Genomic DNA, 14,959 nt, shown 5'->3' with positions numbered 1-14,959 from the left:
AAATGATGATAGATCAGATAGCGCAAGAAAGCGCCCGGCCTGCGTGGCAAACTCATGACCATCTTGATGATCCGGTAGTGAGCGAACTGCGTAACCATTTTGGCCCGGATGCCTTTACTGTTCAGCCAACTCGTACCGGTATACCGGTTGTCTGGGTGAAGCGTGAACAATTACTGGAAGTAATGACTTACCTGAAGAAGCTGCCTAAACCTTATGTCATGCTATTTGATTTGCATGGCATGGATGAACGTCAGCGTACTCACCGCCAGGGTCTGCCAGATGCAGACTTTTCTGTGTTTTATCACCTGCTTTCTATTGAGCGTAATCGCGACATCATGTTGAAGGTTGCGCTCAGTGAGAAAGACCTGAATCTCCCGACTGCAACGCCTCTATTCCCAAATGCCAATTGGTATGAGCGCGAAACATGGGAAATGTTTGGGATTGTCTTTAATGGTCATCCGAACTTACGCCGCATTATGATGCCACCAACTTGGGAAGGGCATCCGTTGCGTAAGGATTATCCGGCTCGTGCGACAGAGTTCAATCCTTTCGAGCTGACCAGGCAGAAAGAAGATCTGGAAATGGAAGCATTGACTTTCAAACCAGAAGAATGGGGGATGAAACGCGGTACTGAGAATGAGGATTTCATGTTCCTTAACCTTGGGCCTAACCATCCTTCTTCTCATGGTGCATTCCGTATTATTCTTCAGTTGGATGGTGAAGAGATTGTCGATTGTGTACCTGATGTTGGTTACCATCATCGCGGTGCGGAAAAAATGGGTGAGCGTCAGTCTTGGCACAGCTATATCCCTTATACCGACCGCATTGAATACCTTGGTGGCTGCGTCAATGAAATGCCTTATGTACTCGCGGTGGAAAAACTGGCTGGTATTGAAGTGCCGGACCGGGTGAAAACCATTCGTGTCATGTTATCGGAGCTATTCCGTATTAACAGTCACCTGTTGTATATCTCGACTTTTATCCAGGATGTTGGCGGGATGACGCCAGTGTTCTTTGCCTTTACTGACCGACAGAAAGTTTATGATCTGGTGGAGGCTATTACAGGCTTCCGTATGCATCCGGCATGGTTCCGCATTGGTGGTGTTGCTCATGACTTGCCGCGGGGTTGGGATAGATTGTTGCGCGATTTGCTGGACTGGCTACCTAAACGTCTTGATTCCTATGTGAAGGCGGCACTGAAGAACAGCATCCTGAAAGGCCGTTCTATAGGCGTTGCTGCCTATAATTCTAAACAAGCTCTTGATTGGGGTACGACTGGAGCAGGCTTACGGGCAACGGGGGTTGCGTTTGATGTGCGTAAATGGCGCCCATACTCCGGTTATGAAAACTTTGATTTTGAAGTGCCAATTGGTAATAACGGTGATTGCTATGACCGTGTGATGTTGAAAGTAGAGGAAGTGCGTCAGAGCCTACGTATTCTGAGGCAGTGTCTGGACAATATGCCTGAAGGCCCATTCAAAGCAGATCACCCACTAACGACTCCACCACCAAAAGAACGTACTTTGCAGCATATTGAAACCATGATTAATCACTTCTTACAAGTGTCATGGGGGCCGGTAATGCCAGCAAATGAGTCTTTCCAGATGATTGAAGCAACCAAGGGTATCAACAGTTACTATCTGACCAGTGACGGCAGTACCATGAGTTATCGTACTCGTATCCGTACACCGAGTTATCCGCATTTGCAGCAGATTCCTTCGGTAATCCGCGGTGGTTTGGTCTCTGACCTGATCGTGTATCTGGGCAGTATCGATTTTGTTATGTCTGATGTGGATCGCTAACTATGCAAAGAGAAATTAACGCGAATGAGCAACAGGCGCGCCTTGATGTGGTTAACGTGACAGTGTCTCAGGCAAAAGCAGATTTTGTGCTGAGTACCGAAGAGCACGATGCTATTGAGCAGGAAAAACACCACTATGAAGATCCGCGCGCTGCTTCTATAGAAGCACTGAAAATTGTGCAGAAGCATCGTGGTTGGGTGCCGGATGGTGCCATTTATGCGATTGCTGATGTTCTTGGTATTCCAGCCAGTGATGTTGAAGGTGTGGCAACGTTCTACAGTCAGATTTATCGCCAGCCAGTGGGCCGTCATATTATCCGTTATTGTGACAGTGTGGTTTGCCATATTACTGGTTATCAGGATGTTCAAGCTGCAATTGAAAGACATTTGAATATCTGTCCAGGGCAAACTACACAAGACGGGCGTTTTACGCTGTTGCCAACGTGTTGTCTGGGTAACTGTGATAAAGGTCCGACCATGATGATCGATGACGATACTCACAGTTCTGTAAAACCTGAAGAGATCGAAAAGTTATTGGAGCAGTATCCATGACAGCATATTCAGGAATAAAAGAAATGATCCGTACTGCGGAGACCCATCCTCTTACCTGGCGTTTACGTGATGACAAACAGCCAGTATGGTTGGATGAATACCGTAGTAAGAACGGTTATCGCGGTGCTGAAAAAGCACTGAAAAGCATGGCTCCAAATGAAGTGGTTTCTCTGGTAAAAGATGCCGGGTTGAAAGGCCGTGGCGGTGCAGGTTTCTCCACTGGCCTTAAATGGAGCCTGATGCCAAAAGATGAAAGCATGAATATCCGTTATCTGTTGTGTAACGCAGATGAAATGGAGCCGGGTACTTATAAAGACCGCTTGCTAATGGAGCAACTTCCTCACTTGCTGGTGGAGGGGATGCTGATCAGTGCATTTGCCCTGAAGGCTTATCGTGGTTATATCTTCCTGCGTGGTGAATATGTGGAAGCGGCTGTGCATCTGCGTAAAGCCATTGAAGAAGCCAAAGCAGCAGGTTTGCTGGGTAAAAACATTATGGGCAGCGGTTTTGATTTTGAGCTGTTTGTTCATACTGGGGCAGGGCGTTATATCTGTGGTGAAGAAACTGCACTGATTAATTCACTGGAAGGCCGCCGGGCTAACCCTCGTTCAAAACCTCCATTCCCAGCAACTTCTGGTGCATGGGGTAAGCCAACATGTGTCAACAATGTTGAAACCTTGTGTAATGTTCCCCCAATTTTAGAATACGGTAAAGAATGGTATATCGGCTTGAGTGAAGGCAAAAGTAAAGATGCCGGTACCAAACTGATGGGTTTCTCTGGTCGGGTGAAAAATCCGGGATTGTGGGAGCTGCCATTCGGTGTCACTGCTCGTGAAATTCTTGAAGATTATGCTGGTGGTATGCGTGACGGCCTGAAATTCAAAGCATGGCAACCCGGTGGTGCAGGAACAGATTTCCTGACTGCCGAACATCTGGATCTGCCAATGGATTTCGAAAATATCGCTAAAGCGGGCAGCCGTCTGGGAACTGCATTGGCAATGGCTGTTGACCATGAAATTAACATGGTTTCTCTGACGCGTAACCTTGAGGAATTCTTTTCCCGTGAATCCTGTGGCTGGTGTACACCGTGCCGTGATGGATTGCCATGGAGTGTGAAAATTCTGCGCGCAATAGAGCGTGGAGAAGGACAGCCAGGGGATATTGAAACGCTGGAGCAGCTCTGTCGCTTCCTTGGGCCGGGTAATACATTCTGTGCCCACGCACCGGGAGCTGTGGAACCATTACAGAGTGCCATCAAATACTTCCGTGATGAATTCGAAGCTGGAATTGTGACCAAAGACTATGGAAACACCCACCTGATTGCGGGTATCCAGTCAAACCTGCTAAAGCAGCGTTGGTAATGGATTCTTCACGAAATTAGCAGAATTTTTGATTAACACTTGCTGAAAAGCAGGTCACTTGGAAGCATGCTGACTATGGCTACGATACATGTAGACGGCAAAAAATATGATGTAGACGGGGCTGATAACCTGTTACAAGCTTGCCTCTCTTTAGGGCTAGATATTCCTTATTTTTGCTGGCACCCGGCGCTGGGAAGCGTTGGCGCTTGCCGCCAGTGTGCGGTAAAGCAATATCAAAATGCGGATGATACGCGCGGTCGTCTGATTATGTCCTGTATGACTCCGGCAATGGATGGCACCTTTATCTCTATTGACGATGAAGAAGCTAAACAGTTCCGTGAGAGTGTGGTTGAGTGGTTGATGACTAACCATCCGCACGATTGTCCCGTGTGTGAAGAAGGGGGCAACTGTCATTTGCAGGATATGACTGTGATGACGGGTCATACATTCCGTAAATACCGTTTCACTAAGCGTACTCATAACAATCAGGAACTAGGGCCGTTTATTTCTCATGAAATGAACCGCTGTATTGCCTGCTATCGTTGTGTTCGCTATTACAAAGACTATGCTGACGGCACTGATTTTGGTGTCTATGGTGCTCACGATAACGTCTATTTTGGTCGCCCTGAGAGCGGCACTCTGGAAAGTGAATTCTCCGGTAACTTGGTAGAAATTTGCCCAACCGGGGTATTCACGGATAAAACCCATTCCGAGCGTTATAACCGTAAATGGGATATGCAGTTTGCGCCAAGCATCTGCCAGCAGTGCAGCATCGGTTGTAACACCAGCCCGGGGGAGCGTTATGGTGAATTACGCCGTATCGAGAACCGTTATAACGGTACGGTAAACCACTATTTTATGTGTGACCGCGGTCGTTTCGGTTATGGTTATGTGAACCGTAAAGATCGGCCTCGTCAGCCACAGCAATTACGTGGTGATCACTGGATCGCACTTAATGCTGAACAGGCAATGCAGGGTGGGGCAGATATTTTGCGCCAGGCCAAAAATGCCATTGGTATCGGCTCACCTCGTGCCAGCCTGGAAAGTAATTTTGCACTGCGTGAGCTAGTGGGGGCGGAAAACTTCTATAGCGGAATCTCTGCTGCTGAACAGCACCGCCTTGATATGATGCTGGAAATTCTTCAGCAAGGTGGTGTTTATACGCCATCACTGCGTGAAATTGAAAGCTATGATGCGGTGCTGATTTTGGGTGAAGACTTAACCCAGACGGGTGCTCGTATGGCACTGGCGGTTCGTCAGGCGGTGAAAGGCAAAGCCCGTGAAATGGCAGCTGCCCAGAAAGTCGCTGACTGGCAGATTGCGGCTGTGATGAATATTGGTCAGCGTGCTAAATATCCCCTGTTTGTGACTAACGTAGATGATACTCGTCTGGATGATATTGCTGCGTGGAATTACCGTGCACCGGTTGATGATCAAGCTCGTTTTGGTTTCGCAATCGCTCATGCATTGGATAACACTGCGCCGGCGGTTGAAAATCTGTCGGATGAACTGAAAGCTAAAGTGGATATGATTGCGCAGGCATTGATTGGCGCGAAGAAACCACTGATTATCAGCGGTAGTAACGTTGGTAATGACGCTATCATTCAGGCGGCGGCCAATGTTGCTTGGGCACTGAAAGACAAAGGTTCAGATGTGGGGTTATCGTTTGTTGCCATTTATGCGAACAGCATTGGATTGGCAATGATGGAAGCTCAGCCATTGGATGCGGCTTTGCGACGCATAAGCAGTGGTAAATCTGATACGGCTATCGTGATGGAAAATGATCTCTATCGGCATGCCGCAGAGGATCAGGTAGACAATGCTCTGAACAATTTGAAAAGCTTGGTTGTAGTTGACCATCAGCGCACTGCTATCATGGATAAAGCCCATTTGGTTCTGCCGGCTTCCAGCTTTGCAGAAAGTGACGGTACATTGGTGAATCAGGAAGGCCGAGCGCAGCGTTACTTCCAGGTTTTCGAACCCTCTTTCTATGACAAATCAGTGGTGATGCTGGAGAGCTGGCGTTGGTTGCACTCCCTGCATGCAACTTATACCGAACGTCATTTGGATTGGATTCAGCTTGACCATGTTATTGATGCCTGCGTTGCAGTGATGCCACAACTTAAAGGCATTGTTGATGCGGCACCAGATTCTACATTCCGTATTCGTGGTCAGAAGTTAGCGCGTTCACCGCACCGTTACAGTGGTCGTACCGCTATGCTGGCAAATCTTAGTGTACATGAGCAACGTCAACCACAAGATATTGACTCGCCGTTTGCTTTCTCGATGGAAGGTAACAATAGCCCTGATGCATATCGTCAACAGATTCCGTTTGCATGGGCACCGGGCTGGAACTCACCGCAGGCTTGGAATAAATTCCAGTCGGAAGTGGGGGGGCATCTGCGCTTTGGCGATCCCGGTATACGCTTGATTGAAGCAACTGACGGTGGTCTGAACTATTTTGATCAGATTCCGGCGGAATTTACTGTACAGGATAACCAATGGATAGTGGCTCCTTACCACCACCTGTTTGGCAGTGAGGAATTAACCCAGCGTTCTGATGTGATTCAGGAACGTATGCCGGAGCCTTATGTGATGCTCAATAGTAAAGATGCGGATCAACTGGGTGTGAAAATCGGTTCTATTCTGGAGTTTGATTGTTTTGGTCAGCAACTGCGTTTGGCAGTCCGTCTGAGTGACAATCTTGCTCAGGGGCAGATTGGTTTACCAATGGGAATGCCGGGCATTCCTCCAGTCATGGCGGGTGTTTCAGTGAATAATTTGCGGGAGGTTGTATGATGAATTGGCTAACCCCCGAAGTTATTGATGTGCTGATTGCTATTCTGAAGGCAGTGGTGATCCTATTAGTGGTGGTTGTTTGTGGGGCTTTAATGAGCTTTGGTGAACGTCGCTTGCTGGGATTGTTTCAGAACCGTTATGGACCAAACCGCGTAGGTTGGGGGGGATCATTACAGATCGTCGCTGACATGATTAAAATGTTCTTTAAAGAGGACTGGGTCCCCCGTTTTGCTGACAGACTGATCTTTACCTTAGCACCAGTGATTGGTTTCGTTTCTCTGTTGCTAGCGTTTGCCATTGTACCGGTCACCCCGACTTGGATGGCCGCAGATCTGAACATCGGTATTTTGTTCTTCATGATGATGGCAGGTCTGGCTGTCTATGCGGTCCTGTTTGCTGGATGGTCAAGTAACAACAAATACTCGTTACTGGGGGCGATGCGTGCTTCTGCACAAACCCTGAGTTATGAAGTGTTTATCGGCCTCTCTTTTATGGGCGTTGTTGCTCAGGCAGATTCCTTCAATATGGTAGATATCGTCAATGCACAGGAACACATGTGGAATATCATTCCCCAGTTCTTTGGTTTCCTGACTTTTGCTATTGCTGGTGTAGCGGTGTGTCACCGTCACCCATTTGACCAGCCGGAAGCAGAGCAGGAGCTGGCTGATGGCTACCACATTGAATACTCCGGTATGAAGTTTGGCCTGTTCTTCGTTGGTGAATATATCGGTATTGTCACGGTTTCTGCCCTGATTGTGACAATGTTTTTTGGTGGTTGGCATGGTCCATTCCTGCCGCCGTTTGTCTGGTTTGCGCTGAAAACAGCATTCTTCATGGTGATGTTCATCCTGATACGTGCATCTTTACCGCGCCCACGTTACGACCAGGTAATGGCATTTGGCTGGAAAATCTGTTTGCCGCTGACCTTACTTAACCTGCTGGCGACTGCGGCAGTGATTTTGTACAACGCTCAATAAGGGGGGAATGAACCATGACATTGAAAGAGTTAGTGGTTGGTTTCGCCACCCAGGTACGCAGTATTTGGATGATTGGCCTGCATGCCTTTCATAAGCGCGAAACCCAAATGTATCCAGAGGAACCGGTTTATCTGCCACCCCGTTACCGTGGCCGTATTGTGCTAACGCGTGATCCGGATGGTGAAGAGCGTTGTGTTGCTTGTAACCTTTGTGCGGCAGTTTGCCCGGTGGGGTGTATCTCATTGCAAAAGGCTGAGCATAAAGATGGTCGTTGGTATCCAGAGTTTTTCCGCATTAACTTCTCACGCTGCATTTTTTGCGGTCTGTGTGAAGAAGCTTGTCCGACTACTGCGATCCAATTAACACCAGATTTCGAAATGGGTGAGTTTAAACGTCAGGATTTGGTGTATGAAAAAGATGACCTGACGATTTCAGGTCCAGGTAAATATCCTGATTATAACTTTTACCGTAAGACAGGTATGGCAATTGACGGCAAATCAAAAGGTGAAGCCGACAACGAAGCGAAACCCATCGACGTTAAAAGTCTGTTGCCGTAAGGAGCGATATTCATGGAGTTTACGTTTTATACCGCTGGACTGGTTGCTATATTGGCAACTATCAGGGTGATTACCCACACTAATCCGGTACATGCGCTTTTGTATCTGATTGTTTCTCTGCTAGCACTTTCAGCGGTGTTTTTTTCGCTGGGTGCTTACTTTGCTGGTGCGCTGGAAATCATCGTCTACGCTGGGGCCATTATGGTGCTGTTCGTTTTCGTGGTGATGATGCTTAACCTTGGCAAGTCTGTTGTTGAACAAGAACGTATCTGGCTGAAGCCGCGTACCTGGATTGGTCCAGGTATATTGTCAGCGGCGCTGCTTGTCGTACTTGTGTACGCCATTATCAATGTTTCTCATGGCAATATTGCTGACAATATCACGGGTGAAGTTATCAGCGCTAAAGAAGTGGGTATCAGTTTATTTGGTCCGTATGTACTGGCCGTTGAACTGGCTTCTTTGCTGTTACTGGCGGGTATGGTGGTGGCGTATCACATTGGTCGTGAACACAAACAAGGTGAAGTGCTCAGCAACCGAAATTCGGAGGAACAACCATGATACCTCTTCAACATGGCCTGATTTTGGCGGCAATTTTATTTGTTCTGGGCCTGACTGGGCTTATCATCCGCCGCAATCTGTTATTTATGTTAATTGGGCTTGAAGTGATGATTAATGCTGCGGCGCTGGCTTTTGTTGTGGTAGGCAGCTATTGGGGCCAGCCAGATGGTCAGGTGATGTTCATTCTGGCTATTAGTTTGGCGGCAGCAGAGGCGAGTATCGGCTTGGCGCTGTTATTACAGCTCTATCGTCGTCGCCAGAATCTGAATATTGATATAGTCAGTGAGATGCGCGGATGAACTTACTCTATTTAACAATTCTGTTGCCACTGTTAGGATTTTTGCTGTTGGCATTTTCCCGTGGCCGCTGGTCTGAAAACACATCAGCCACCGTTGGGGTTAGTTCTATTGGCTTGGCTGCATTGGTGACTCTGTGGGTTGCTATTGATTTCAACAGCCAGAATGTGGCGGGTGATCTGGTTTACAGCCAGAACCTGTGGAACTGGATGGAAGTTGGGAATTTCAGTATTCCTTTCACATTGGTTCTTGATGGTTTGTCTCTTACCATGCTGAGTGTGGTAACCGGCGTTGGTTTCCTGATCCATATGTATGCTTCATGGTATATGCGCGGTGAAGAAGGGTATTCTCGCTTCTTTGCTTATACCAACCTGTTTATCGCCAGCATGGTGATACTGGTTTTGGCGGATAACTTGATGCTGATGTATCTCGGTTGGGAAGGGGTAGGGCTGTGCAGTTATTTACTGATTGGCTTCTACTATACCAACCCAGCAAACGGTGCTGCCGCAATGAAAGCCTTTGTCGTTACTCGTGTGGGTGATGTATTCCTAGCTATCGGCATGTTCATTCTGTATGACAATCTGGGAACACTGAACTTCCGTGAGTTAGCGGTTTTGGCTCCGCAACATCTGGAAGCGGGTTCTTCTGTGATTACTTGGGCAACGCTGATGTTATTGGGTGGTGCAGTAGGTAAATCAGCTCAGTTGCCGTTACAAACCTGGTTGGCCGATGCAATGGCAGGCCCGACCCCCGTTTCTGCGCTGATTCACGCCGCAACCATGGTAACCGCAGGGGTTTACCTGATTGCTCGCAGCCATGGTCTGTTCCTGATGGCGCCGGAGATTTTACAACTGGTTGGTACTATCGGTGCCATCACTCTGGTGTTAGCTGGTTTTGCTGCGCTGGTGCAGACAGATATTAAACGTGTGTTGGCTTATTCAACGATGAGCCAAATTGGATACATGTTCCTGGCGTTGGGTGTTCAGGCATGGGATGCTGCAATCTTCCACTTGATGACTCACGCATTCTTTAAAGCGTTGCTGTTCCTGGCATCTGGCTCCGTTATCCTGGCGTGTCACCACGAACAGAATATTTTCAAAATGGGTGGGTTACGTAAATCCATTCCGTTGGTTTATATCTGCTTTTTGGTTGGTGGCGCGGCGTTATCAGCACTACCCATTGTCACGGCGGGTTTCTACAGTAAAGATGAAATTCTGTGGGGGGCAATGTCACATGGTCATATCAACCTGATGTTGGCGGGTTTGGCTGGTGCATTTATGACGTCACTGTATACCTTCCGAATGATTTTCATTGTGTTCCACGGTGAAGCGAAAACCAAAGCTCACCCTGTTAAAGGTATTACCCATCATCTGCCATTACTGGTATTACTGGTGCTCTCCACCTTCGTGGGTGCGCTGATTGTACCACCATTGGTAGGTGTGTTACCGGAAGACCATGTAACGAGTGATACAGGCAAAATGATGTTGGAAGTGATTTCCGGTGTGGTTGCTGTTGCCGGTATTTTGCTGGCGGTAGCCTTGTATCTGGGTAAACGTCGATTAGTGAATAGTGTGGCACAAAGTTCTCCGGGCCGTTTCCTGTCTGTATGGTGGTTTAATGCTTGGGGCTTTGATGTTTTGTATGACTGGGTATTTGTTAAGCCGTTCAAGAACATTACACATTTATTGCGAAACGATCCGCTAAATTCACTAATGAATATTCCCGCAGTGTTATCACGCTGGAGTAACAAAGGTCTTAGCCTGAGTGAAAACGGACAGGTCCGTTGGTACGTTGCCTCTATGGGGTTGGGTGCAGTGCTGGTTTTAGCTCTGCTGCTACTGGTTTAATTTAAGGGACACATTGCGCCATGCTATTACCTTGGCTAATTCTTATGCCCTTCATCGGTGGTCTGCTGAGTTGGCAGGCTGAACGCTTTGGTACCCGTGTACCGCGTTGGATAGCGTTAATCTCGATGGGGTTGACTCTGGTGCTCGCTCTGCAATTGTGGTTGCAGGGGGGCTATACCTTGGCTAATCCGCAGGGAATACCTCAATGGCAATCAGAATTTCTTATGCCGTGGATTCCACGTTTTGGCATCAGTATTCACCTTGCTTTGGATGGTTTATCTCTGCTGATGGTGGTATTGACCGCACTGCTGGGCCTGATGGCCATTCTCTGTTCCTGGACAGAGAATCAGCCTTATCAAGGTTTCTTCCACTTGAACTTGCTGTGGATACTCGGTGGTGTGATGGGGGTGTTCCTCGCTATCGACATGTTCCTGTTTTTCTTTTTCTGGGAAATGATGTTGGTACCGATGTACTTCCTGATTGCATTGTGGGGCCACAGAGGCTCAGGAGGTAAGACCCGTATCACTGCGGCGACTAAGTTTTTCATTTATACCCAGGCGAGTGGTCTGGTGATGCTAATTGCGATTATGGCACTGGTACTGGTCCACTATAACGCGACGGGCGAATGGACATTCAGCTATGAAAAACTGCTGAATACACCGATGTCACATACCGTTCAATACTTGCTGATGCTAGGCTTCTTCATTGCTTTTGCTGTAAAAATGCCAGTCGTGCCTTTACATGGGTGGTTACCTGATGCGCACAGTCAGGCGCCAACAGCGGGTTCTGTTGACCTGGCAGGTATCTTACTGAAAACAGCGGGTTATGGTTTGTTGCGTTTCGGTTTGCCACTCTTCCCGGAAGCTTCCCATGAGTTTACGCCTATCGCTATGTGGTTAGGTATACTTGGGATCTTCTATGGTGCATGGATGGCATTTAGCCAGACAGATATTAAGCGCTTGATTGCTTATACCAGTATCTCTCATATGGGGTTTGTGTTAATCGCGATCTATTCTGGCAGCCAGCTTGCTTATCAGGGGGCAATTATTCAGATGATTGCTCATGGTTTGTCAGCTGCGGGTCTGTTTATTCTGTGTGGTCAGCTTTATGAGCGCTTACATACCCGTGATATGAATCTTATGGGTGGCTTGTGGAAACGTGTGCAGTTCTTGCCTGCGTTATCGCTGTCCTTTGCGGTTGCGACACTGGGAATGCCGGGAACCGGTAACTTCGTCGGTGAATTTATGATCCTGTTTGGTAGTTTTAGTGAATTTCCGTTAATTATAACGATTTCTGTGTTTGGTCTGGTTTTCGCTTCTGTCTATGCGCTGTATATGATGCAGCGTGCTTATTACGGTACGCCAAAATCAGATGAACCACTAAGACGGATGGATATGCGAGAAATATCCATTGTAATGGTGCTGTTGGTATTACTGGTGATTATGGGTTTCTACCCACAACCTATCCTTGATACTTCAGCGGCAGCGATGGATAACGTCCAGACCTGGTATTCAGCTTCAATTTCAACTACAAGGCCGTAATTCGCCATGACAATAACTCCTCAACAACTGATCGCGCTGTTACCGCTGTTGATCGTCGGATTGACGGTAGTCGTTGTGATGCTGTCCATTGCGTGGCGACGCGATCACTTTATTAATACAACTCTGACCGTGATAGGTTTGAACCTGGCGCTGTTGTCCCTCTATTTTGTCGGACAGCAGGAGGCAATGGATGTCACTCCGCTGGTTCATGTCGATAGCTATGCTATGCTCTATATTGGTATGGTGCTGGTTGCGAGTCTGGCAACGTCTACTTTCGCCTATTCTTGGTTGGAAAATTATCCAGATAATAAAGAAGAGTTCTACTTGCTGGTGCTGATTGCAACAGTAGGCGGTATTCTACTGGCCTGTGCAAACCATCTGGCATCATTGTTTATCGGCATTGAGTTATTAACTTTGCCGTTGTTTGGTTTGATTGGCTATGCATATCGTCAGAGACGCCCGCTGGAAGCCGCTATTAAGTACATGTTGCTGTCTGCGGCAGCCTCTTCTTTTATGCTGTTTGGTATGGCATTGCTGTATGCGGAATCGGGCGATCTCTCTTTTTCTGCGCTGGGGCATCGTTTGTCCGACAGTTACATCTATCAACCATTGATACTGGCCGGTCTGGGTATGTTGATTGTTGGCCTTGGCTTCAAATTGTCTCTGGTACCATTCCATCTCTGGACACCAGACGTCTATCAAGGAGCACCTGCACCGGTTTCTACCTTTCTGGCAACAGCTAGTAAGATAGCGATTTTTGCCGTAGTGATACGTCTGTTTGTTGAAGCACCAATGGCAGACAGTGAAGCATTGCGTACGGTATTAGCTATCATTGCGATTGCTTCTATGCTGTTCGGTAACTTGATGGCGCTGACGCAGACTAATATTAAACGCCTGCTCGGTTATTCTTCTATTGCTCATTTAGGTTATCTGCTGGTGGCTATGGTGGCGGTACAGAATCATCAGCTGTCAGAAGAAACAGTGGGTATCTATCTGGCAGGTTATCTGTTTAGCAGTATCGGTGCATTTGGTGTCGTTAGTTTAATGTCCAGCCCATATAAAGGGCCAGATGCAGATTCCCTCTACTCATACCGTGGCCTGTTCTGGCATAAACCTATCCTGTCGGCAGTTATGACGGTGATGATGTTGTCACTGGCGGGTATCCCAATGACGTTTGGCTTTATTGGTAAGTTCTACGTGATTGTATTGGGTGTGAAGGCTGAACTGTGGTGGTTGACTGGTGCTGTGGTGGTAGGTAGTGCTATTGGGCTTTATTACTATCTACGGGTGATGGTTAGTTTGTACCTGCCTGCACCGAAAGCCCTTAACCGTGATGCTCCAAGGAACTGGGCATTGACTGCCGGTGGGATGGTTGTTCTGATTTCTGCATTACTGGTATTAGCGTTAGGTATCTGGCCTCAACCGCTGATTGATGTAATACAGCAAGCGAAAATTATTCTCTAAATAATCAATCGATTGTGATGAATTATTTGGAATAATTAAAACCCGGTAAGGTTGTCCTTACCGGGTTGTTTTACGTTCAATATCTTGAACGACACCCTATGCGGGTTATATCAAGGGCAGGGAATTGCGCTTAGTGCAGTATCATTGTGTGATATTGCAGTGCCAAATCATCAAGGAAAGCTAGTTGGTTGTTTATAAGTTTGGGCAAATCTTGTTGGCTGGTTTTATTGTCTGTTGTTTCCTGTAATTGGTTGGCAAAGGTAGTCCATATCTGTTCTAGTTTAGTTGCCTGGAGTAGTAGGGTAGTGCGTTCTTTGTCAATTTGATGCGCATTTTCTATACCAGCAATCCGTTGCTCTACGCCTTTTAATTGGGTTTTTAAATCGTCGCAATCTTTGCCTAATTGAGAGATTTGTGCGTCTAATTTGATTCTGGCATCAGCTAGCTCAATATATTTCAGCCCGGTGGAAATATGACCTAGGATTTTTTTAGCGATCTCGACACCCTGTTTGATCGCCTGTTTGATAAGCTCTTTTTTAGGGCTATCCAGGTTCAGTTTGTCCAGTTCACTGGCATTGGGAATATAGTCCTTAAACATATCGGCTAGATTATATTGGCGAATAATATCTTGGCTTTCGATGATTTTGTTGCGATTTGGGAGCAGTTTGGCCTTATTTTGCTCTTTCTGGGTGATATCGGCCTGTAATTCCTCTTTTCTTTCCTGCTCTTCTTTCAGACTCTCCTCCAGGCGCTCTACAATGATGACATTGCGAACATCGGCAATTTTGCTAGCCATTATGTTAGCTTCTTTATGTAAGTTGGAAATGACGTTCTTGATATCTTTGTTCAGACTGCTGATCTCCTCTGAACGAGCCTCCAACAGGGTATTTCGTGTCTCCTCATCCAGCTCAGGGTTTTCCAGAGCGGTATCAATTTCGATGAGAGTTTGGAAATAGTCTTGAGGAGGAAGTTGTCTCAGGACGGCTTGTAGTTGAGGTATAGAATCGCGAGCGGCTTCATCGATATCACGGCTATATACGCCTATCCGCAGAATTTTTTCCTGGATGATTTCAATGCCTGATTTTTGCTGGTGTGCTAAACGCCAGATGTTTTTCACCGCTTGGCTCAAAGTTTTTACGCTGATTTCTGGATAAGTAATAGTTTTCTGAGGGAAAGTGATGATTTCTGTCATTTTTGTGCTCCTTT

Annotated in this window: 12 protein-coding genes; 11 read left to right on the top strand and 1 reads right to left on the bottom strand. The window is 47.1% G+C overall.

From position 1 onward, the window contains the following. The first annotated feature begins 2 nt into the window (after positions 1–2). From nuoC to nuoN, 11 genes are all read left to right on the top strand, one after another. Entirely contained in the window at positions 3–1,802 is a 1,800-nt protein-coding gene (gene nuoC / locus AM629_RS12455; RefSeq protein ID WP_152911999.1) for an NADH-quinone oxidoreductase subunit C/D, read from the top strand. A gap of 2 nt (positions 1,803–1,804) precedes the next feature. Then, entirely contained in the window at positions 1,805–2,353 is a 549-nt protein-coding gene (nuoE, locus tag AM629_RS12450) for an NADH-quinone oxidoreductase subunit NuoE (protein WP_054479381.1), read from the top strand. After that, complete coding sequence (gene nuoF / locus AM629_RS12445) at positions 2,350–3,714, top strand: NADH-quinone oxidoreductase subunit NuoF (protein ID WP_054479379.1); 1,365 nt, start codon at positions 2,350–2,352, stop codon at positions 3,712–3,714. Before nuoE ends, nuoF begins: the two co-directional genes overlap by 4 nt. A 75-nt stretch (positions 3,715–3,789) precedes the next feature. Continuing rightward, a complete protein-coding gene (gene nuoG, locus AM629_RS12440; protein ID WP_152911998.1) occupies positions 3,790–6,513 on the top strand; it encodes an NADH-quinone oxidoreductase subunit NuoG in 2,724 nt (907 codons plus the stop codon). Further along, the gene (gene nuoH / locus AM629_RS12435) at positions 6,513–7,490 is read left to right on the top strand and encodes an NADH-quinone oxidoreductase subunit NuoH (RefSeq protein ID WP_054479375.1); all 978 of its coding nucleotides are present in this window, start codon (positions 6,513–6,515) and stop codon (positions 7,488–7,490) included. Before nuoG ends, nuoH begins: the two co-directional genes overlap by 1 nt. Before the next feature lie 14 nt (positions 7,491–7,504). Further along, complete coding sequence (gene nuoI / locus AM629_RS12430) at positions 7,505–8,047, top strand: NADH-quinone oxidoreductase subunit NuoI (RefSeq protein ID WP_015833669.1); 543 nt, start codon at positions 7,505–7,507, stop codon at positions 8,045–8,047. Positions 8,048–8,059: 12 nt separating this feature from the next. Next, positions 8,060–8,605 (top strand): NADH-quinone oxidoreductase subunit J, encoded by a 546-nt coding sequence (gene nuoJ, locus AM629_RS12425; protein ID WP_054479373.1) that lies wholly within the window; start codon positions 8,060–8,062, stop codon positions 8,603–8,605. Beyond that, on the top strand, positions 8,602–8,904 hold the full coding sequence (gene nuoK / locus AM629_RS12420; protein WP_015833671.1) for an NADH-quinone oxidoreductase subunit NuoK: 303 nt from the start codon (positions 8,602–8,604) through the stop codon (positions 8,902–8,904). The genes nuoJ and nuoK overlap by 4 nt, the downstream gene beginning before the upstream one ends. After that, positions 8,901–10,748 carry an NADH-quinone oxidoreductase subunit L gene (gene nuoL, locus AM629_RS12415; RefSeq protein ID WP_054479371.1) on the top strand — a complete coding sequence of 616 codons (1,848 nt, stop codon included), beginning with the start codon at positions 8,901–8,903 and terminating at the stop codon, positions 10,746–10,748. The genes nuoK and nuoL overlap by 4 nt, the downstream gene beginning before the upstream one ends. A 20-nt stretch (positions 10,749–10,768) precedes the next feature. Beyond that, positions 10,769–12,289, top strand: coding sequence for an NADH-quinone oxidoreductase subunit M (gene nuoM, locus AM629_RS12410; protein ID WP_054479368.1), 1,521 nt, complete (start codon positions 10,769–10,771; stop codon positions 12,287–12,289). Between the two features lie 6 nt (positions 12,290–12,295). Beyond that, complete coding sequence (gene nuoN, locus AM629_RS12405; protein ID WP_054479366.1) at positions 12,296–13,753, top strand: NADH-quinone oxidoreductase subunit NuoN; 1,458 nt, start codon at positions 12,296–12,298, stop codon at positions 13,751–13,753. 130 nt (positions 13,754–13,883) lie between these two features. On the opposite strand, the gene AM629_RS12400 is transcribed toward nuoN, so the two are convergent. Continuing rightward, a complete protein-coding gene (locus AM629_RS12400; RefSeq protein ID WP_054479364.1) occupies positions 13,884–14,945 on the bottom strand; it encodes an alpha-xenorhabdolysin family binary toxin subunit B in 1,062 nt (353 codons plus the stop codon). Positions 14,946–14,959 lie beyond the last annotated feature (14 nt).

Origin of the sequence: Photorhabdus heterorhabditis, from assembly GCF_001280945.1 — a bacterium.
Lineage (GTDB): Bacteria > Pseudomonadota > Gammaproteobacteria > Enterobacterales > Enterobacteriaceae > Photorhabdus > Photorhabdus heterorhabditis.
The sequence above is the reverse complement of the archived record's forward strand: the minus strand, read 5'-3'. Positions and strand labels throughout refer to the sequence as shown.

What these genes read in the sequence shown, in the direction of transcription:
- nuoC (WP_152911999.1), top strand. Translation starts at nt 3, where the DNA reads ATGATGATAGATCAGATAGCGCAAGAAAGCGCCCGGCCTGCGTGGCAA.
- nuoE (WP_054479381.1), top strand. Translation starts at nt 1,805, where the DNA reads ATGCAAAGAGAAATTAACGCGAATGAGCAACAGGCGCGCCTTGATGTG.
- nuoF (WP_054479379.1), top strand. Translation starts at nt 2,350, where the DNA reads ATGACAGCATATTCAGGAATAAAAGAAATGATCCGTACTGCGGAGACC.
- nuoG (WP_152911998.1), top strand. Translation starts at nt 3,790, where the DNA reads ATGGCTACGATACATGTAGACGGCAAAAAATATGATGTAGACGGGGCT.
- nuoH (WP_054479375.1), top strand. Translation starts at nt 6,513, where the DNA reads ATGAATTGGCTAACCCCCGAAGTTATTGATGTGCTGATTGCTATTCTG.
- nuoI (WP_015833669.1), top strand. Translation starts at nt 7,505, where the DNA reads ATGACATTGAAAGAGTTAGTGGTTGGTTTCGCCACCCAGGTACGCAGT.
- nuoJ (WP_054479373.1), top strand. Translation starts at nt 8,060, where the DNA reads ATGGAGTTTACGTTTTATACCGCTGGACTGGTTGCTATATTGGCAACT.
- nuoK (WP_015833671.1), top strand. Translation starts at nt 8,602, where the DNA reads ATGATACCTCTTCAACATGGCCTGATTTTGGCGGCAATTTTATTTGTT.
- nuoL (WP_054479371.1), top strand. Translation starts at nt 8,901, where the DNA reads ATGAACTTACTCTATTTAACAATTCTGTTGCCACTGTTAGGATTTTTG.
- nuoM (WP_054479368.1), top strand. Translation starts at nt 10,769, where the DNA reads ATGCTATTACCTTGGCTAATTCTTATGCCCTTCATCGGTGGTCTGCTG.
- nuoN (WP_054479366.1), top strand. Translation starts at nt 12,296, where the DNA reads ATGACAATAACTCCTCAACAACTGATCGCGCTGTTACCGCTGTTGATC.
- AM629_RS12400 (WP_054479364.1), bottom strand. Translation starts at nt 14,945, where the DNA reads ATGACAGAAATCATCACTTTCCCTCAGAAAACTATTACTTATCCAGAA.